This is a genomic window from Arsukibacterium sp. (assembly GCF_041616895.1).
GTDB lineage: Bacteria > Pseudomonadota > Gammaproteobacteria > Enterobacterales > Alteromonadaceae > Alishewanella.
The window spans coordinates 1-18,462 of record NZ_JBFJPY010000067.1 but is presented as its reverse complement, the minus strand read 5'-3'; the positions used below and the strand labels follow the sequence as shown (position 1 = coordinate 18,462).

31 protein-coding genes and 1 pseudogene are annotated in these 18,462 nt (G+C 46.0%); all 32 read left to right on the top strand.

Annotated elements, in window-relative coordinates:
* Positions 1-85, top strand: a pseudogene (locus ABY802_RS11810) (elongation factor Tu); the annotation flags it as partial.
* A 150-nt stretch (positions 86-235) separates the two neighbouring features.
* Positions 236-1,975 (top strand): acyl-CoA dehydrogenase family protein, encoded by a 1,740-nt coding sequence (locus ABY802_RS11805; RefSeq protein WP_372627299.1) that lies wholly within the window; start codon positions 236-238, stop codon positions 1,973-1,975.
* 85 nt (positions 1,976-2,060) lie between these two features.
* On the top strand, positions 2,061-2,924 hold the full coding sequence (locus tag ABY802_RS11800) for a phospholipase A (RefSeq protein WP_372627297.1): 864 nt from the start codon (positions 2,061-2,063) through the stop codon (positions 2,922-2,924).
* Positions 2,925-3,169: 245 nt separating this feature from the next.
* Positions 3,170-3,481 (top strand): 30S ribosomal protein S10, encoded by a 312-nt coding sequence (gene rpsJ, locus ABY802_RS11795; protein WP_019677715.1) that lies wholly within the window; start codon positions 3,170-3,172, stop codon positions 3,479-3,481.
* A gap of 29 nt (positions 3,482-3,510) precedes the next feature.
* Positions 3,511-4,149, top strand: coding sequence for a 50S ribosomal protein L3 (rplC, locus tag ABY802_RS11790; protein WP_372627295.1), 639 nt, complete (start codon positions 3,511-3,513; stop codon positions 4,147-4,149).
* Between the two features lie 18 nt (positions 4,150-4,167).
* The gene (gene rplD / locus ABY802_RS11785) at positions 4,168-4,773 is read left to right on the top strand and encodes a 50S ribosomal protein L4 (RefSeq protein WP_372627294.1); all 606 of its coding nucleotides are present in this window, start codon (positions 4,168-4,170) and stop codon (positions 4,771-4,773) included.
* Positions 4,770-5,072: a 50S ribosomal protein L23 gene (gene rplW, locus ABY802_RS11780; RefSeq protein ID WP_019677718.1), complete on the top strand. Its 303-nt coding sequence runs from the start codon at positions 4,770-4,772 to the stop codon at positions 5,070-5,072. The genes rplD and rplW overlap by 4 nt, the downstream gene beginning before the upstream one ends.
* A 16-nt stretch (positions 5,073-5,088) precedes the next feature.
* The gene (rplB, locus tag ABY802_RS11775) at positions 5,089-5,913 is read left to right on the top strand and encodes a 50S ribosomal protein L2 (protein WP_372627292.1); all 825 of its coding nucleotides are present in this window, start codon (positions 5,089-5,091) and stop codon (positions 5,911-5,913) included.
* Between the two features lie 16 nt (positions 5,914-5,929).
* Positions 5,930-6,208: a 30S ribosomal protein S19 gene (gene rpsS, locus ABY802_RS11770; protein ID WP_019677720.1), complete on the top strand. Its 279-nt coding sequence runs from the start codon at positions 5,930-5,932 to the stop codon at positions 6,206-6,208.
* 10 nt (positions 6,209-6,218) lie between these two features.
* Positions 6,219-6,551 carry a 50S ribosomal protein L22 gene (gene rplV / locus ABY802_RS11765; protein WP_019677721.1) on the top strand — a complete coding sequence of 111 codons (333 nt, stop codon included), beginning with the start codon at positions 6,219-6,221 and terminating at the stop codon, positions 6,549-6,551.
* 9 nt (positions 6,552-6,560) lie between these two features.
* Positions 6,561-7,274 carry a 30S ribosomal protein S3 gene (gene rpsC, locus ABY802_RS11760; protein WP_019677722.1) on the top strand — a complete coding sequence of 238 codons (714 nt, stop codon included), beginning with the start codon at positions 6,561-6,563 and terminating at the stop codon, positions 7,272-7,274.
* A 12-nt stretch (positions 7,275-7,286) separates the two neighbouring features.
* Complete coding sequence (gene rplP, locus ABY802_RS11755) at positions 7,287-7,700, top strand: 50S ribosomal protein L16 (RefSeq protein WP_019677723.1); 414 nt, start codon at positions 7,287-7,289, stop codon at positions 7,698-7,700.
* Positions 7,700-7,891, top strand: a complete 192-nt coding sequence (gene rpmC / locus ABY802_RS11750) for a 50S ribosomal protein L29 (protein ID WP_372627289.1) — start codon at positions 7,700-7,702, stop codon at positions 7,889-7,891. Before rplP ends, rpmC begins: the two co-directional genes overlap by 1 nt.
* Entirely contained in the window at positions 7,891-8,145 is a 255-nt protein-coding gene (gene rpsQ, locus ABY802_RS11745; RefSeq protein ID WP_372627287.1) for a 30S ribosomal protein S17, read from the top strand. Before rpmC ends, rpsQ begins: the two co-directional genes overlap by 1 nt.
* A 168-nt stretch (positions 8,146-8,313) precedes the next feature.
* Positions 8,314-8,682 (top strand): 50S ribosomal protein L14, encoded by a 369-nt coding sequence (gene rplN / locus ABY802_RS11740; protein WP_019677726.1) that lies wholly within the window; start codon positions 8,314-8,316, stop codon positions 8,680-8,682.
* A 9-nt stretch (positions 8,683-8,691) separates the two neighbouring features.
* Positions 8,692-9,006: a 50S ribosomal protein L24 gene (rplX, locus tag ABY802_RS11735; protein WP_046559232.1), complete on the top strand. Its 315-nt coding sequence runs from the start codon at positions 8,692-8,694 to the stop codon at positions 9,004-9,006.
* Positions 9,007-9,025: 19 nt separating this feature from the next.
* A complete protein-coding gene (gene rplE / locus ABY802_RS11730; protein ID WP_019677728.1) occupies positions 9,026-9,565 on the top strand; it encodes a 50S ribosomal protein L5 in 540 nt (179 codons plus the stop codon).
* Positions 9,566-9,576: 11 nt separating this feature from the next.
* Positions 9,577-9,882 (top strand): 30S ribosomal protein S14, encoded by a 306-nt coding sequence (gene rpsN, locus ABY802_RS11725; RefSeq protein ID WP_318968516.1) that lies wholly within the window; start codon positions 9,577-9,579, stop codon positions 9,880-9,882.
* 21 nt (positions 9,883-9,903) lie between these two features.
* Positions 9,904-10,296: a 30S ribosomal protein S8 gene (rpsH, locus tag ABY802_RS11720; protein ID WP_097113079.1), complete on the top strand. Its 393-nt coding sequence runs from the start codon at positions 9,904-9,906 to the stop codon at positions 10,294-10,296.
* 15 nt (positions 10,297-10,311) lie between these two features.
* Positions 10,312-10,845, top strand: coding sequence for a 50S ribosomal protein L6 (rplF, locus tag ABY802_RS11715; protein ID WP_372627284.1), 534 nt, complete (start codon positions 10,312-10,314; stop codon positions 10,843-10,845).
* Positions 10,846-10,854: 9 nt separating this feature from the next.
* The gene (gene rplR, locus ABY802_RS11710) at positions 10,855-11,205 is read left to right on the top strand and encodes a 50S ribosomal protein L18 (RefSeq protein WP_019677732.1); all 351 of its coding nucleotides are present in this window, start codon (positions 10,855-10,857) and stop codon (positions 11,203-11,205) included.
* 9 nt (positions 11,206-11,214) lie between these two features.
* Positions 11,215-11,718: a 30S ribosomal protein S5 gene (rpsE, locus tag ABY802_RS11705; RefSeq protein ID WP_046559229.1), complete on the top strand. Its 504-nt coding sequence runs from the start codon at positions 11,215-11,217 to the stop codon at positions 11,716-11,718.
* A gap of 6 nt (positions 11,719-11,724) precedes the next feature.
* A complete protein-coding gene (gene rpmD, locus ABY802_RS11700) occupies positions 11,725-11,907 on the top strand; it encodes a 50S ribosomal protein L30 (RefSeq protein WP_083981985.1) in 183 nt (60 codons plus the stop codon).
* A 3-nt stretch (positions 11,908-11,910) separates the two neighbouring features.
* The gene (gene rplO / locus ABY802_RS11695; RefSeq protein ID WP_372627281.1) at positions 11,911-12,345 is read left to right on the top strand and encodes a 50S ribosomal protein L15; all 435 of its coding nucleotides are present in this window, start codon (positions 11,911-11,913) and stop codon (positions 12,343-12,345) included.
* A 15-nt stretch (positions 12,346-12,360) separates the two neighbouring features.
* Positions 12,361-13,689, top strand: a complete 1,329-nt coding sequence (gene secY / locus ABY802_RS11690; RefSeq protein ID WP_372627279.1) for a preprotein translocase subunit SecY — start codon at positions 12,361-12,363, stop codon at positions 13,687-13,689.
* Positions 13,690-13,711: 22 nt separating this feature from the next.
* Positions 13,712-13,825: a 50S ribosomal protein L36 gene (gene rpmJ, locus ABY802_RS11685; RefSeq protein WP_008950799.1), complete on the top strand. Its 114-nt coding sequence runs from the start codon at positions 13,712-13,714 to the stop codon at positions 13,823-13,825.
* A gap of 128 nt (positions 13,826-13,953) precedes the next feature.
* Complete coding sequence (gene rpsM, locus ABY802_RS11680; RefSeq protein ID WP_019677736.1) at positions 13,954-14,310, top strand: 30S ribosomal protein S13; 357 nt, start codon at positions 13,954-13,956, stop codon at positions 14,308-14,310.
* Between the two features lie 14 nt (positions 14,311-14,324).
* The gene (rpsK, locus tag ABY802_RS11675) at positions 14,325-14,714 is read left to right on the top strand and encodes a 30S ribosomal protein S11 (protein WP_019677737.1); all 390 of its coding nucleotides are present in this window, start codon (positions 14,325-14,327) and stop codon (positions 14,712-14,714) included.
* A 33-nt stretch (positions 14,715-14,747) separates the two neighbouring features.
* Positions 14,748-15,368, top strand: coding sequence for a 30S ribosomal protein S4 (gene rpsD / locus ABY802_RS11670; RefSeq protein ID WP_019677738.1), 621 nt, complete (start codon positions 14,748-14,750; stop codon positions 15,366-15,368).
* Positions 15,369-15,391: 23 nt separating this feature from the next.
* Complete coding sequence (gene rpoA, locus ABY802_RS11665) at positions 15,392-16,381, top strand: DNA-directed RNA polymerase subunit alpha (protein ID WP_019677739.1); 990 nt, start codon at positions 15,392-15,394, stop codon at positions 16,379-16,381.
* A 39-nt stretch (positions 16,382-16,420) separates the two neighbouring features.
* The gene (gene rplQ / locus ABY802_RS11660; RefSeq protein ID WP_213995036.1) at positions 16,421-16,819 is read left to right on the top strand and encodes a 50S ribosomal protein L17; all 399 of its coding nucleotides are present in this window, start codon (positions 16,421-16,423) and stop codon (positions 16,817-16,819) included.
* Positions 16,820-16,931: 112 nt separating this feature from the next.
* Positions 16,932-18,215, top strand: a complete 1,284-nt coding sequence (locus ABY802_RS11655) for a serine hydrolase (protein ID WP_372627276.1) — start codon at positions 16,932-16,934, stop codon at positions 18,213-18,215.
* The last annotated feature ends 247 nt before the right edge of the window (positions 18,216-18,462 follow it).

Below are 18,462 nucleotides of genomic sequence, written 5' to 3'. Positions count from 1 at the left end.
CGCGATGGACGAAGGTTTACGCTTCGCAATCCGTGAAGGCGGCCGTACAGTAGGTGCTGGTGTAGTATCTAAAATCATCGCTTAATTCAGATTGAGTTAGCAGTGATGTAAAGAAGGCTCCCCTGTGGAGCCTTTTTTGTTGCCAAAATAAAATTCAAACAGATGTTTGAATGTCTTGTTTGAAAGTGTGCCTTATGCGATATTGCGAACTCATCCGTCCAGTAAGGAATTTACTATGAGCAGCTATCAAGCCCCTATTTCAGATATGACGTTTAATTTGTTTGATGTCTGGCAACTCGATAAGTATTGGCAGAGTAACGGCCAACTACAGGACCTGATAGAAGCTGATACCGCAAAAGCGATTTTGGAAGAAGCTGCCAAAATATGTGAGCAGCAAATTGCTCCCTTTGCCGGTGAAGCAGATCAGCGCGGTGCACAATTAGCTGATGGCAAAGTAAGCTTACCTGGCCATTACCATACTGCATACCAGAGTTTAGTTGAAGGCGGCTGGACCAGCCTGAGCGGTGACCCTCAATACGGGGGCATGGGTATGCCAAAGACATTGTCGATGATGGTAGATGAAATGCTTTGCAGTGCTGATATTGCTTTCTCATTATATCCGGGACTAACTGCTGGCGCCTGCGTTGCGCTGTTACAGCATGCTGACGAACAAACTAAAGAAACCTATTTAACAAAACTCTACAGCGGTGAGTGGACCGGAACCATGTGTTTAACGGAGTCACATGCGGGCTCAGATTTGGGTATTATGCGTACTTCCGCTAAACCAAATAACGATGGCAGTTATGCGCTTAATGGTTCAAAGGTTTTTATTACCGCTGGTGAGCATGAACTAACCTCGAATATCATTCATCTGGTTCTGGCCAAATTGCCAAACGCTCCTGCTGGCAGCAGAGGTATTTCGCTGTTTCTGGTGCCCAAGTATTTACTCGATAGTAATGGTGAGCCTTCTACTCGTAATAACGTTAACGTGGGTTCTATTGAACACAAGATGGGCATTAATGGCTCGGCGACCTGCGTATTAAACTTTGACGATGCCACAGGCTATCTGATCGGCGAGCCACACCGTGGCTTAAGCTGTATGTTTACCATGATGAACTATGAGCGACTGTCGATGGGCAGCCAGGGTTTAGGCGCAGCCGAGCGCGCTTATCAGAATGCACTTGCATATGCCAAAGAGCGGCTGCAGGGAAGAATTACCGAACATGATGCAAATAAGGCTGAACCGATAATCGGTCATCCCGACGTGCAGCGGATGCTACTTAATATCAAAGCAATGAATGAAGCTGGCCGCACTTTTGCCACCTGGGTTGCGGCGCTGCTGGATAAGTCTAAGTACGATAATTGTCAGGTATCCGGACAACGTGCCAACTTGTTAACGCCCATTACCAAGGCTTTTATGACAGATCAGGGACTTGATGCCTGTGTAACAGCTCAGCAGGTATTTGGTGGCCATGGTTATGTTAAAGAGTGGGGTATGGAGCAGTTAGTCAGAGATGTAAGAATTGCCCAGATCTATGAAGGCACCAACGGTATTCAGGCTGCGGACTTTATGTTACGTAAAGTTGCTTACGACAAAGGCAATGTATTGCTGGGCTTATTTGACGATATTAATAATGAGCTGCTTAGCCAGCCCAACGCACTGTCTGAAACGTTAATTACCTACATCGCTAATACCCGTCAACTGACCACTGAGTTGTTGCAGCGTGATAATACCGTATTGGCCGGCGCGGCCTGTGACTTTATGGCAATGGTTGCCTATGTGCTCTATGGCTATATGTGGTATAAAAACGTGCAAGCTCTGGACGGTTCAAAACATACTGCTGGTTTTATTCACGGAAAAAACCACACCGCAAAGTGGTATGTTAACCGGATCCTACCAAGAGTTACTGGCTTGCGAGAAACGCTTATAAGCGATTCGTCTGCTTTTTATGCTCTGTCGCCAGAGGATTATTAGCCAATTGCACTAATAGCGATAGCAATAGTATTTGGTTGTCACTCACCCAATCCTCGCGCGTGGTGAGGGTTAAAAGAGGATACTGATGAGAATTACACTTTTTAGCTTTTTGCTATGTCTGTCATTACCGGTGCAGGCAGGTGATGCGTTAGATAAGAGGTTAAAAGCAGAACAATGGGATGAGTATGAGCCCTTTACGTTACTACCCCACGAGTCTAACTTTCTGCTGCCAGTGAGTTACGTTGATGGAATTGCCGGTACTTTAAGCCGGGATGGTGTCAGTGCGTCTTCTGATAATCTCGAAGCGAAATTTCAGTTAAGTCTCAAAACGCCGTTGTGGACAAAAATCTATAAAGACAGGGGTTATTTGTTTTTTGCTTTTACTCAGCAGGCGTACTGGCAAGCCTATAACTCGGAAGTGTCATCACCGTTTCGTGAGAATAACTACGAGCCGGAGCTTATCTTAATGCTGCCGCATTATCAAAACTATGAAGAGGCGGCCAGTCGGATTATCAGTCTGAGCCTGTCGCATCAGTCTAATGGCCGCTCAGGTGAGTTGTCCCGCAGCTGGAATCGTCTGAAGTTAAGCTGGGTAACTTCTATCGGAAATGTGTTTATAAACTTTGAACCCTGGTATCGTTTTAATGAGCGTAAGAAAACCTCAGTCGATGATCCCAAAGGTGACGACAACCCCGACATTACTAAATACATGGGGTGGTTCGAGTTGTCTGCAGCGTATAAACAGGGCGATGCAACCTGGCGCATGATGATGCGAAATAATCTGCGAAGTAATAACAAAGGCGCATTACGCTTATCTTATTCTCGGCCGTTTAACCGTCACCTCAGATTATATGTGGAGGCGTTCAATGGTTACGGTGAAAGCCTTATTGACTATGACCGTTCAGTGACTCGTTTTGGTATCGGTTTTGAATTAAACGATATTTTGTAGTTAACAGCCAACAGCGCAAATTATAAACAATGCTTGCGTTACGGTGTTATTTAAGTATAATGCGCGGCCAGTCGATTTAATTCTGGCTGCGGCAGTTAACAGCACTAAGCTTTTTTTGGTCTGTAATAACTGCTCAACAATGCTCCCAATTGGGGAGCAACTGTTACTTAGGTGCATAAGCATACCCAGCTTGGGTTATGGCTTATGTTTATTTTTGCTCTTTTTGCTCTTTGAGGCTTTGATACATGAGTAGTCAAAGGATTCGCATCCGTCTGAAAGCGTTCGATCACCGCTTGATCGATCAGTCAACTATGGAAATCGTTGACACAGCAAAACGTACTGGCGCCCAGGTTCGTGGTCCAATTCCACTGCCAACCCGTCAGGAACGTTTCACTGTTCTGATTTCTCCTCACGTCAATAAAGATGCGCGTGACCAGTACGAAATCCGTACCCACAAGCGTTTAATCGACATCGTTGAACCAACTGAAAAGACAGTTGATGCGCTGATGCGTTTAGATCTGCCTGCTGGCGTTGACGTTCAAATTAGCCTGGGTTAATCAGACAGGTTTTTAGAGAGGTTTAGGAAATGGCTATCGGTCTAATCGGTCGTAAAGTGGGTATGACTCGCATCTTCACTGAAGATGGCGTATCAATCCCTGTAACCGTAATCGAAGCGACACCAAACCGCGTTACTGCTGTTAAAACGCAAGACGTTGAAGGCTATAGCGCGCTGCAAGTGACTGCTGGTACTGTTAAGGCAAACCGCCTGAATAAACCAGAAGCTGGTCACTTTGCTAAAGTGGGTGTTGATGCTGGTCGTGGTCTGTGGGAATTCCGCCTGCAAGACAACGAAGGTACTGACATTCAGGTTGGTAGCGAGATTACTGTGGATATTTTCGCAGAAACGAAAAAAGTTGATGTGTCTGGCACATCAAAAGGTAAAGGATTTGCTGGTGCTGTAAAGCGCTGGAATTTCCGTACTCAGGATGCTACTCACGGTAACTCTTTATCACACCGTGCACCAGGTTCTATTGGTCAAAACCAATCACCAGGTAAAGTATTCAAGGGTAAAAAAATGGCTGGTCACATGGGCGCAGAACGGGTAACCGTGCAGTCGCTTGAAGTGGTTCGAGTAGACGCAGAGCGTAACATTCTGTTAGTAAAAGGCGCAGTGCCTGGTGCTATCGGTGGTGACGTGATCGTTAAACCAGCTGTTAAAAGCTAACGTCTGAGGAGATAAGTGATGGAATTAGCATTACGAGACGCTCAAGGCGCTCTTGAAGTTTCCGAAGCTACCTTTGGACGTGAGTTTAACGAAGCTTTGGTACACCAGGTTGTCGTTGCCTATGCAGCTGGCGCCCGTCAGGGTACCCGTGCACAGTTAACTCGTTCAGAAGTTCGCGGTGGCGGCAAGAAGCCATGGCGCCAGAAGGGTACAGGCCGTGCCCGTGCTGGTACAATCCGTAGCCCCATTTGGCGCGGAGGCGGTGTGACATTTGCGGCTAAGCCACAAGATCACAGCCAGAAAGTAAACCGTAAAATGTATCGCGGTGCGATCATGAGCATTCTGTCTGAATTAGTTCGTCAGGAGCGGTTAATCGTGGTTGAAGACTTTGCAGTTGAAACCCCGAAAACCAAAGAGCTGTCTGCCAAATTAAAGGCGATGGATCTGAAAGACGTGTTAATTGTGACTAACGAAGTAGATGAGAACCTGTTCTTATCTGCACGTAACCTGTACAAGGTTGACGTACGTGACGTACACGGTATCGACCCGGTCAGCTTAATCGCATTCGACAAAGTGTTAATGACTGCTGCTGCAGTTAAACAACTTGAGGAGCTGTTAGCATGATCCGTGAAGAACGTTTACTGAAAGTGATTCTGGCTCCGCACGTTTCTGAAAAAGCAACTAATGCGGCAGAGAACAACAACACTATCGTTTTCAAGGTGTCTACTACCTCTACTAAGGCTGATATTAAAGCCGCTGTAGAAAAACTGTTTGAAACAGAAGTAGTAGGTGTTCGCACTGTTAATGTTAAGGGTAAGACCAAGCGCACTGGTGCGCGTATGGGCAAGCGTAGCGATTGGAAAAAAGCTTACGTTACTCTTAAAGAAGGCAGCGAAATCGATTTCGTTGGCGGCGCTGAGTAAGAAGAGGAGTTAGGAAATGGCACTTGTTAAGTGTAAACCTACGTCACCAGGTCGTCGCCACGTATTAAAAGTGGTTAACCCTGACCTGTACAAAGGCAAGCCTTATGCTCCTTTGTTAGAGAAGAACGTTAAAACTGGTGGTCGTAACAATAATGGTCGTATCACTACCCGTCATATCGGTGGTGGTCATAAGCAACATTACCGTGTTGTCGACTTCAAACGCACTAAAGACGGCATTCCTGCTAAAGTTGAACGTTTAGAATACGATCCAAATCGTACCGCTAACATCGCTTTAGTACTGTATGCAGACGGTGAGCGTCGTTACATTCTGGCTCCTAAGGGCCTGAAAGCTGGTGATTCAATTGTTTCTGGTATGGACTCGCCAATTAAAGCGGGTAACACTTTGCCACTGCGGAATATCCCGGTTGGTCAGGTTGTGCACAATATCGAAATGAAACCAGGTAAAGGCGGCCAGCTGGCACGTTCAGCCGGTGCTTTCGTGCAAATCCTTGCGCGTGACGGTGAGTATGTAACTCTGCGTCTGCGTAGCGGTGAAGTACGCAAAGTATTAGCAGATTGTCGCGCGACCATCGGTGAAATCGGTAATGCCGAGCACATGTTACGTCAATACGGTAAAGCTGGTGCAATGCGCTGGCGCGGCATTCGCCCAACCGTACGTGGTGTAGTAATGAACCCGGTTGACCACCCACACGGTGGTGGTGAAGGTAAGACTTCTGGTGGTCGTCACCCTGTTACTCCATGGGGCGTACCAACTAAAGGCTACAAAACTCGTTCAAACAAGCGTACTGATAAACTTATCGTACGTCGTCGTGATAAATAATTTGTGAGGAATTGCCATGCCACGTTCTCTCAAGAAAGGTCCATTTATTGACCTTCACTTGCTGAAGAAGGTAGAGAAAGCGTTGGAAAGCGGTGACAAGAAGCCTATAAAGACTTGGAGCCGTCGTTCAATGATCATACCTGATATGATCGGTTTGACCATCGCTGTCCATAATGGTCGTCAACATGTACCTGTATTTGTCTCAGAAGAGATGGTTGGTCACAAGTTAGGTGAATTTGCACCTACTCGTACTTACCGCGGTCATGCAGCCGACAAAAAGGCCAAGAAGCGCTAAGGGGTAAATGATGCAAGCATTAGCTAAACACAAATTTGCCCGTTCTTCTGCACAAAAAACTCGTCTGGTTGCTGACCAGGTGCGTGGATTGTCAGTTGATAAGGCGCTGAACGTACTGACTTACAGCCCGAAAAAGGCTGCCGAGTTAGTTAAAAAGGTTCTTTTATCAGCCATTGCCAACGCTGAGCACAACGAAGGTGCGGATATTGATACGTTGAAAGTGAAGACAATCTTCATCGATGAAGGTCCTTCCATGAAACGGATTAAGCCACGCGCTAAAGGTCGTGCTGACCGTATTGTTAAGCGCACCAGCCACATTACTGTGGTTGTAGCTGATAACTAGGAGATAGAAATGGGACAGAAAGTACATCCTAATGGTATTCGCCTAGGTATCACTAAGCCATGGAGCTCAACCTGGTTCGCGAATACAAAAGATTTCCCGGATTTCTTAAACGGTGACTACAAAGTTCGTCAGTACCTGACGAAACAATTGAAAGCCGCTTCAGTAAGCCGGATTGATATTGAGCGCCCTGCGAAAAGCATCCGTGTGACTATTCACACTGCTCGTCCAGGCGTAATTATCGGTAAGAAAGGTGAAGATGTTGAGAAGATCCGCAAGCAAGTAGCAGCCATTGCTGGCGTACCTGCGCAGATCAATATCTCTGAAATCCGCAAGCCTGAATTAGATGCCAAGTTAGTTGCTGACTCTATCAGCAGCCAGTTAGAGCGTCGTGTTATGTTCCGTCGTGCTATGAAGCGTGCCGTACAAAACGCAATGCGAATTGGCGCTAAAGGTATCAAGGTACAGGTGAGTGGCCGTTTAGGCGGCGCTGAGATTGCCCGTGATGAATGGTATCGTGAAGGTCGTGTGCCACTGCACACCCTGCGCGCTGACATTGATTACAACACCTCAGAAGCTTTAACTACTTACGGTATCATTGGTGTTAAGGTGTGGATTTTTAAAGGCGAGATCTTAGGAGCTCTGCCATTAAGCAGCAACACCAACAACGCTAACAATAACAACCAGCCTAAAGCGCCGAAGAAACCGGCACGTAAGGCAAAGTAGGGGTATTGAGCGATGTTGCAACCAAAACGTACAAAATTTCGTAAAGTGCACAAAGGTCGTAACCGTGGTTTAGCCCAGGTTGGCGACAAAGTATCTTTCGGTACTTATGCACTGAAATCATTAGAACGTGGTCAAATGACTTCACGTCAAATCGAATCTGCACGTCGTGCTATGACGCGGGCTGTTAAGCGTGTTGGTAAAATCTGGATCCGTGTGTTCCCAGACAAGCCAATTACTGCTAAGCCGCTGGAAGTACGGATGGGTAGTGGTAAAGGTTCTGTTGAGTATTGGGTATGTCAGATTAAACCTGGCAAAGTTCTGTACGAAATGGACGGTGTGTCTGAAGAGTTGGCGCGTCATGCATTTACGCTTGCTGCTGCTAAGCTTCCATTTAAGACAACCTTTGTAACGCGGACGGTAATGTGATGAAAGCCAGCGAATTAAAATCGAAAAGTGTTGAAGAGTTAAACGCTGAATTATTAGGTCTGTTACGTGAGCAGTTCAATATGCGCATGCAAGCAGCTACTGGTCAGTTAGCTCAGACACATTTAATGAAGCAGGTGCGTCGTGATATCGCGCGCGTTAAGACTATCTTAACCGAGAAGGCAGGTGCGTAATGACTGAAGCGAATATCCGTACGCTGCAAGGTAAAGTGATCAGTAACAAGATGGACAAGTCTATCACTGTTGCTATCGAACGTTCAGTGAAGCACCCTATTTATGGGAAGTTCATTAAGCGTACTACCAAACTGCATGTACATGACGAAACAAATCAGTGTAATGAAGGCGATATTGTCACAATTCGTGAATGTCGTCCTCTGTCTAAGACTAAGTCTTGGACTCTGGTTGCGGTAGTTGAATCAGCGACTTAATTACTAAGTCGCTGAGAGAAGCGGCCCTCCGGGGCCGTTTTTTATTATTAAACTATCCATTTAGTAAAAGTGCTGTTATAATCACGCGCCCTTCTATCTGGGGGGGTATTTATTATCGTAAGCAGCGTAGTCCGAGAGGGCTATATAGTAGAATAGCGGAGCACTAAGATGATCCAGATGCAATCTATGCTGGAAGTCGCAGACAACAGCGGCGCGCGCAGCGTAATGTGTATTAAGGTCTTAGGTGGTTCGCATCGCCGTTATGCCGCAATTGGTGACGTCATTAAAATTACTGTTAAGGAAGCAATTCCGCGCGGTAAGGTTAAAAAAGGTGACGTTCTAAATGCAGTGGTGGTGCGTACACGCAAAGGCGTACGTCGTCAGGACGGGTCATTAATCCGTTTTGATCGCAATGCAGCAGTGTTATTAAACACCAAGCTGGAACCGATCGGCACACGTATTTTCGGACCTGTAACACGTGAACTTCGTGGCGATAAGTTTATGAAGATCGTGTCACTGGCACCAGAAGTACTGTAAGGAGTCACAATGGCTAGTAAAATCCGTCGTGATGATGAGGTGGTTGTTCTTACTGGTAAGGACAAAGGTAAGCGCGGTAAAGTGACGAAAGTTTTGCTTTCTGAGGATCGTGTTTATATTTCAGGCGTTAACTTGGTAAAAAAGCATCAGAAACCTGTTCCTGCGCTTAATACCCCAGGTGGTATCGTTGAGAAAGAAGCCTCTATTCATGTTTCAAATGTAGCGATTTTTAACCCTAAAACGGGTAAAGCTGATCGCGTAGGTTTCCGTTTTGAAGATGGCAAGAAAGTTCGCTTCTTCAAATCGAATAATGAAGTAATCTAATTGCTATTGGAGTAATACGATGGCGAAACTGCATGAAATTTATAAAGACACCGTAGTCCCGGAACTGTTTAAACAGTTTGGCTACACCAGCGTCATGCAAGTCCCTCGGATTGTTAAAATCACGCTCAATATGGGTGTGGGTGAAGCGGTTGCAGACAAGAAGATCCTTGATAATGCCGTAGCGGATTTAACCGCTATTGCTGGCCAAAAGCCACTTATCACTAAGGCTCGTAAGTCTGTAGCAGGTTTCAAAATCCGTGAAGGCTACCCTATTGGCGCGAAAGTGACCCTGCGCGGCGAGCGTATGTGGGATTTTTTAGAGCGTTTAGTCTCTATTGCTATCCCACGTATTCGTGATTTCCGCGGTGTTAACCCGAAGTCATTTGATGGCCGTGGTAACTACAGCATGGGTGTACGTGAGCAAATCATTTTCCCAGAAGTCGATTATGACAAAGTAGACGCAGTACGTGGTTTAGATATCACTATTACGACTACCGCTCGTAGCGATGACGAAGGACGTGCTTTACTTGCCGCGTTTAACTTCCCGTTCAAGAAATAAGGTGTAGGGTCATGGCAAAACAATCAATGAAAGCTCGCGAAGTAAAGCGTGCACAACTGGTAGCCAAATACGCTGAAAAGCGTCATGAGCTGAAAGACCTGATTGCGAATCCAGCAACTTCTGATGAAGATCGTTGGGCAGCAGTTCTGAAGCTACAGACGTTGCCGCGTGATTCCAGCCCTTCACGTCAACGTAACCGTTGTCGTGTAACAGGTCGTCCACATGGTTATCTGCGTAAGTTCGGAATGAGCCGTATCAAGGTTCGTGAAGCAGCTATGCGCGGTGAAATTCCTGGCCTTCGTAAGGCTAGCTGGTAAGAATCACGGGAGTAACGAGCTATGAGCATGCAAGATCCAGTAGCGGATATGTTTACTCGCATCCGCAACGGCCAAGCTGCCAACAAAGTTGCGGTTAAAATGCCATCTTCAAAATTGAAGTTGTCAATCGCGAAAGTATTAAAAGACGAAGGTTACATCGGCGATTTCGCTGTGTCTGGTGATGTTAAACCAGAGCTGGAAGTTACATTAAAGTATTTCCAGGGCAAATCAGTTATTGAGACTATCGATCGTGTTAGTCGTCCAGGTCTGCGAATCTATAAGAAGAGCGGCGATTTACCTAAGGTAATGGGCGGTTTAGGTGTGGCCATTGTGTCAACATCTAAAGGACTAATGACTGACCGCGCCGCGCGCAAGGTTGGTATCGGTGGCGAAATCATCGGCTACGTAGCGTAACGGAGGTAGTAATCTATGTCTCGTGTTGCTAAGGCCCCAGTCACTATTCCAACCGGCGTTACTTTAACGCAAAACGGTCAGGTTGTGACGCTGAAGGGCAAAAACGGCGAGTTAACAGTTAATGTTAACCCTGCGGTTGAGATCGTTGTCGAAGGTAACGTTTTACGTACCAATCCTCGCGACGGTTTCGAAAATGCAAACGCACAAGCGGGTACTGCCCGTGCATTGATCAATAACCTGGTAACAGGTGTCAGTGAAGGTTTCGCTCAGAAGCTTGAACTGGTTGGTGTTGGTTACCGTGCAAAAGCAGAAGGCAAGGTGTTAAACCTGAGTCTTGGCTTTTCTCACCCGGTGGTTTTTCAGGTACCAAACGGTATCACTATAGAAACCCCAACCCAGACTGAAGTCTTGGTTAAAGGTGCTGACAAACAACTCGTTGGTCAAGTTGCTGCAAACATCCGGGCATACCGTAAACCAGAGCCTTACAAAGGCAAAGGTGTTCGTTATGCGAATGAAAACGTGCGTCGTAAAGAAGCGAAGAAAAAGTAGGGTAAGACGATGGATAAGAAACTTGCTCGTCTGCGTCGTGCCAAACGCACTCGCAGAAACATTATCGAACAAGGTGCGAATCGCCTGGTTGTACACCGTACACCACGTCACATCTACGCCCAGCTTATCGCACCAAATGCTGAAGTGATCGTTGCTGCTTCTACTGCAGAAGCAACTATTCGTGAATCATTGAAGTACACAGGTAACGTAGATGCTGCAAAGGCTGTAGGTAAAGCGATTGCCGAACGCGCAGTAGCCAAAGGCGTTACTGCTTGTGCTTTTGACCGCAGTGGCTTCCAGTATCATGGTCGCGTGCAAGCGTTAGCAGACGCTGCACGTGAAGCCGGTCTTCAGTTCTAGGAGTAGCTCATGGCTAACGAAGATGCTAAACAACAATCTGATTTACAAGAGAAGCTTGTTGCAGTTAACCGCGTGTCAAAAGTAGTTAAAGGTGGTCGTATATTCTCCTTTACTGCATTGACTGTAGTCGGTGACGGCAACGGCCGCGTTGGTTTCGGTTATGGTAAAGCGCGTGAAGTTCCAGCTGCTATTCAAAAGGCAATGGAAAAAGCACGTCGCAACATGACCCAGGTTGAGTTAAATGGTCACACTTTGCACCACCCAACACGTGGTGTTCACTCAGGCTCTAATGTATTTATGAAGCCTGCATCAGAAGGTACTGGTTTGATCGCTGGCGGTGCAATGCGCGCCGTTTTAGAAGTAGCGGGCATCCAGAACATTCTGTCTAAGTGTTACGGCTCAACTAACCCAATTAACGTAGTTCGCGCTACCATCAATGCCCTGGCTTCAGTGAAGTCTCCGGCACAAGTGGCAGCAAAACGCGGTTTACGCGTTGATGACATTTTGGGGTAATTTGCCATGGCGAAGAAAACAATTAAAGTAACCCAGACTAAATCGAGCATCGGTCGTTTACCGAAGCATCGTGCAACGTTAACGGGTTTAGGTTTGCGCCGTATCAATCATACTGTTGAAGTTGAAGATACACCTTCAGTTCGCGGTATGATCAATACTGTGTATTACATGGTTAAAGTGGAGGAGTAAAAGATGCTTTTAAATTCACTGTCTCCCGCACCAGGTGCAAAGAAAGATAAAAAACGCGTAGGCCGTGGTATCGGTTCTGGCTTAGGCAAAACTGCTGGTCGTGGTCACAAAGGTCTGAAGTCTCGTTCAGGCGGTAAAGTGCGTCCAGGTTTTGAAGGCGGTCAAATGCCATTGAAACAACGTTTGCCTAAGTTCGGTTTCACTTCACAGAAATCTCTGGTTTCTGCTGAAGTTCGGTTACACGAGCTGGCTGTAGTTAATGGAGACGTAGTTGATTTAGCAACCTTAATGGAAGCTAACATCATTTCTCGTTCTGTTAAGTTCGCTAAAGTTGTGCTGTCTGGCGAGATTACTCGTCCGGTAACCGTAAAAGGTTTAGGCGTAACGAAAGGCGCGCGTGCAGCCATCGAAGCCGCCGGCGGTAAAGTCGAAGAATAATAAGGATAGTACGCTATGGCTAAACCAGGTTCGGACTCAAGAGGTGCAAAAGGCGGATTCAGCGAGCTGAAATCCCGTCTGTTATTTGTACTTTTGGCCATAATCGTTTTTCGATTAGGCTCCTTTGTGCCAATTCCTGGAATTGACGCCAACGTGCTGGCTCAGTTATTCGAGCAACAAAAAGGCACCATCGTTGAAATGTTTAACATGTTCAGCGGTGGTGCTCTTGAACGGGCTTCTGTATTTGCATTGGGCATTATGCCCTATATATCTGCTTCAATTATTGTTCAGCTGTTAACCGTGATGCATCCGCATCTGGCCGAGTTGAAAAAAGAAGGCGAAGCAGGTAAGCGCAAGATTAATCAGTACACCCGTTACGGTACTCTAGGGTTAGCAATATTGCAGTCTATTGGGATAGCTACTGGCTTACCTAATATGATGCCGGGATTAGTACTTAATCCGGGTTTTGCATTTTACTTTACAGCGATCATCAGTCTGGTTACCGGTACCATGTTCTTAATGTGGTTAGGTGAGCAAATTACTGAGCGCGGTATTGGTAATGGTATATCGCTGCTTATATTTACCGGTATTGTTGCTGGCTTCCCGTCTGCCATTGGCCAGACGATTGAGATGGCACGTCAGGGCGATTTGCACTTTTTACTGTTAGTTGCTATTGGCGTAATTGTTATTGCGATTACCTGGTTTGTGGTGTTCTTTGAACGCGGCCAGCGTCGTATTGTGGTTAACTATGCAAAGCGTCAGCAGGGCCGTCAGGTGTTTGCCGCGCAAAGCAGCCATCTACCGTTAAAGGTAAATATGGCCGGTGTTATTCCACCAATTTTCGCTTCAAGCATTATTCTGTTTCCAGGCACTATTGCCAGTTGGTTTGGTGCAGGCGAAGGTATGGTTGCTAACTTCCTCCAGGAAGTATCGCTAGCCTTATCTCCGGGACAACCGCTGTATATGATGTTATACTCGGCGGCTATCATTTTCTTCTGTTTCTTTTATACCGCGTTGGTATTTAATCCGCGCGATACAGCTGACAACCTGAAGAAATCCGGTGCTTTTATCCCTGGGATCCGTCCTGGTGAGCAGACATCAAAATACATTGATAAAGTGATGACCCGGTTAACCTTAGCAGGTGCTTTGTATATTACTTTTATCTGTTTGGTTCCCGAGTTCATGATGGTTGCATGGAATGTGCAATTTTACTTCGGTGGTACATCGTTACTGATTATCGTTGTGGTTATCATGGACTTTATGGCACAGGTACAGACCCATCTGATGTCGCATCAGTATGATTCTGTGCTTAAAAAGGCAAATCTTAAAGGCTATAGCCGTTAAGATATATTTGCGGAGTTAAGTTATGAAAGTACGAGCTTCCGTTAAGAAGATCTGCCGTAACTGTAAAGTTATCAAGCGCAACAACGTTGTGCGGGTAATTTGCAGTGAACCTAAGCACAAACAGCGCCAGGGTTAAGGTAGAAAACAGTTTATCGGGCTGAACTTTACGTTCGGCCCGTTAATTGTTTGCAATATGAGCGCCATTTGAGTATCCTTACGGGCTTTTCAAATTGGCACCTTTTAATTTTTTATAGGAGAACGTTAGTGGCCCGTATCGCTGGCATTAACATCCCCGATAATAAACATGCAGTTATCTCTTTAACTTATGTTTATGGTATCGGTAAAACCCGCGCTAAATCAATTTTAGCTGCTGTGGGTATCGAAGAAAGTATGAAAATTGCTGCATTATCTGATGCACAGTTAGATACGCTTCGTGACGAAGTTGCTAAGTACACCGTTGAAGGTGACTTACGCCGTGAAGTGACATTAAACATTAAACGTTTAATGGATCTTGGTTGTTACCGTGGCTTACGCCACCGTCGTAGTCTGCCAGTTCGTGGTCAGAGAACTAAGACCAATGCGCGCACCCGTAAAGGTCCACGCAAAGCGATTAAGAAATAGGACGGGGTAATAACATGGCAAAAGCACCAGTTCGTACTCGTAAACGGGTAAAAAAGCAAGTTTCTGATGGTATGGCTCATATCCATGCCTCTTTCAACAATACCATCGTTACGATCACCGATCGTCAGGGTAACGCTCTTTGCTGGGCGACTTCTGGCGGTTCAGGTTTCCGTGGCTCACGTAAGTCAACGCCGTTTGCTGCTCAGGTAGCTGCTGAACGTGCTGGTACTGCTGCGTTAGAGTATGGTCTTAAGAACCTTGAAGTGTTTGTAAATGGTCCAGGCCCAGGCCGCGAATCAGCGATTCGTGCACTGAATGCCGCTGGATACCGCATTACAAATATCACCGACGTGACGCCTATCCCGCATAACGGATGCCGTCCCCCTAAAAAACGTCGCGTGTAATTACAGCGCTTCACGGATTATTGGAGAAAGAAGATGGCAAGATATTTGGGTCCTAAGCTCAAACTTAGTCGTCGCGAAGGTACAGACCTGTTCCTGAAAAGCGGCGTAAGAGCAATTGATTCAAAGTGTAACTTAACAACTGCTCCTGGTCAGCACGGCGCTCGTCGCGGTCGTTTATCAGATTATGGTTTACAGTTACGCGAGAAGCAAAAAGTACGTCGTATGTACGGCGTGTTAGAGAAGCAGTTCCGTAATTACTACAAAGAAGCTGCTCGTTTGAAAGGTAATACAGGTGAAAACTTGTTAGCGTTGTTAGAGTCTCGGCTTGACAACGTGGTGTATCGTATGGGTCTGGCTAGCACGCGTGCAGAAGCACGTCAGTTGGTAAGCCATAAAGCCATTTTATTAAATGGCAAAGTGCTTAACATTCCATCGTACACTGTATTACCTGAACAAGTGATCTCTGTGCGCGAGAAAGCCAAGAAGCAAGCACGTATTAGTGCAGCTCTTGAAGTAGCAGCGCAACGTGAGAAGCCAACTTGGATAGAAGTTGACAACACGAAGCTGGAAGGCGTTTTCAAGCGTCTGCCTGAGCGTTCTGACTTGTCTGCGGACATCAACGAACAGTTAATCGTCGAGCTTTACTCTAAGTAAAGCTAATTGTTAAGAGAGGATATATGCAGGGTTCTGTCACCGAATTCCTTAAGCCGAGATTAGTTGGTATCGAAAGGATCAACCCAACTCGTGCCAAAGTTACTTTGGAACCACTAGAGCGCGGTTTCGGGCATACCTTGGGCAACGCGTTACGTCGTATTCTGTTATCGTCAATGCCAGGTTGTGCAGTGACTGAAGTAGAAATCGACGGCGTGCTCCATGAGTACAGTGCCAAAGAGGGCGTGCAGGAAGATATTATTGATATCCTACTGAACCTCAAAGGCCTTGCCGTTCGCCTGGAAGACAAAGATGAAGTCACGCTGACTTTAACGAAGAAAGGTGCCGGCCCTGTAACTGCTGGAGATATCCAGCGTGGCGACGGTGTGGTTATTACTAACCCTGAGCACGTTATTTGTAATCTGACGGGTGAAACTGAGTTCAGTATGCGCCTGAAGATTGAGCGTGGTCGCGGTTATGTGCCTGCATCAGCTCGTTTGTCCTCCGATGATGACGAACGTCCAATAGGACGTCTGTTATTAGACGCGTCTTTCAGCCCGGTTGAGCGCATAGCTTACACGGTTGAATCAGCGCGGGTAGAACAGCGTACCGATTTGGATAAACTGATCATCGATATGGAAACCAACGGCACTGTTGAGCCTGAGGAAGCCATTCGTCGTGCAGCAACAATTATGGCTGAACAGCTGGAATTCTTTGTTGAATTGCGCGATAAGAGTGAGCCGGAAAAACGTGAAGAGAAGCCGGAGTTTGATCCGATTCTGTTACGTCCAGTTGATGATTTAGAATTAACAGTTCGTTCTGCTAACTGCTTGAAGGCAGAGCAGATTCAGTATATCGGTGATCTGGTACAACGTACCGAGGTTGAGTTGCTGAAAACGCCTAATCTTGGTAAGAAGTCACTTACCGAAATCAAAGACGTGTTGGCGTCGCGCGGGTTATCTCTGGGCATGCGCCTGGAAAACTGGCCGCCAGCTAGTTTGGTAAATAAAGACTAACCAGACACCAGTTCCTGGTTTAGTGAGAAGGAATAGATCATGCGCCATCGCAAGAGTGGTCGTCAATTAAATCGGAATAGCAGCCACCGTACTGCAATGTTCCGCAACATGGCAAGCTCGTTGGTGAAGCACGAAATCATCAAAACGACTTTGCCAAAAGCTAAAGAGTTACGTCGTGTGATCGAACCATTGATCACCCTGGCTAAAAACGACAGCGTTGCAAACCGCCGTTTAGCTTTTGCCCGTACTCGTGACAAAGAAGTTGTTGGTTTGTTGTTCAATGTTTTAGGTCCGCGTTACAACGCGCGTCCAGGTGGTTACACTCGCATTATGAAGTGTGGTTTCCGTACAGGTGACAACGCACCAATGTGTTATATCGAGTTAGTTGACCGTCCAGAAGTGGATACGCTGCCAGTTGAAGAAACTGCAGCTGAGTAAGCTAGTCTCAAAGTAAAAACCGGGCGTATGCCCGGTTTTTTTTTGCATGTTTGTTATTGAACTTAAATCTAGCTAAGCTGGAATACAGCGGTGTATTTATTGGTTTAGTGTTATGCATTCAATTCGATTTTTATTGCCACCTATTTTGCTTTTACTAGTGCTGCTCAGCAATGTGCAGGCTTCTGGCTGTGAAGATGTTAAAAGTAGTAACTGTTATCAACTTGGCCCATTGCTTAAAGAAAAGTCTGAAAGTTACGACGTACTTACTGAGGTACTTAGTCAGCCTGAACGCTACAAGGTGCAAGTTCTGTATACTCAGATCGATCGCAAGCCGGATAATCAGGTTGCTTTTAGTTATTATCAATATGGGCTTGATGAATCTCGTTACTTTTATCCAGCCAGTACAGTAAAACTGCCGGTATCTTTGCTTGCACTGCAATGGCTTCAAGCGCAAAACCTTCCTGAACTTGATAAACACACTACTATGCTTACTAAAGGCAGTCGCCCTTTACAGACGTCTGTGTTAACTGATGATTCAGCCAAAAATAAGTTGCCAAGTGTTGCTCAGTATATAAAGAAAATACTGTTGGTTAGTGACAACGATGGATATAACAGGCTGTATGAATTGTTGGGGCAGCAATACATAAACACGCAATTCAATGAAAAAGGCTTAAGCAACACTGTTATTAACCATCGTCTAAGCGTGGCCTTGCCAGAGCTTGAACAGCGACATTACAACGCCATACAGTTTGTTGATAATTCACAGCAGTCTGTTAAAACGCTTCCTGCCCGTACTAATGAACAGCGTTACGTTAACTCTTCCAAACCGTTGCTGGGCAGCGCACATATAGTCAATCATAAGCTGGTTACAGCACCGATGGATTTCACCGAGAAAAACCGGTTTTCTGTAAGTGATTATTCAGGTGTATTACGGCGAATTTTTTTTCCGCAATCTTTTAGTTCAGAGCAACAGTTTGCGATCAGTGAGCAAGATCGCCAATTCATTATTCGTTATATGGGGCTTGTTCCCTTATCCAGCGACTATCCGTCATACGATGAAGCTGAGTTTCCGGATAATTACGCGAAGTTCTTACTGGTTGGCGGCGACGCCCAGCCGATACCTGAGCATTTGAGAATTTTTAATAAAAGCGGTTGGGCCTATGGTTATGCGATAGACGGCGCCTATATTGTAGATATCGAGAATAATATTGAGTTTTTTGCGGTAGCGGTAATTTATGCTAATGAAAACGACACCCTTAATGACGACACCTATCAACTTGATGAAATTGCCAAACCCTTTATGCGCCAGTTAGGGCAATTGCTCTATCAACATGAGTTAAAGCGTGACCGTGTAATCCAAGCGGATCTTAGTAAGTTTAAACATTTTTCCGATTAATTGAACAGTTTATCATCAGCTTGCGGAATATTTGCGCTGATCGGATAAAAAACACGCGGTCAGTCATCTTTCTGTAAAAAAGATCTTGATCCTATTGGCGGGATCTCTATAATGCGCATCCACAGACGGGGCAGCGGCAACGCAGCAAACGACTGAGAAAGACTTCTGAGAATGGCGAAAGCGGTTCTCGCTTTACACAAGATGTGAAGCACGCTCTTTAACAATTAGCAATCAATTATCTGTGTGG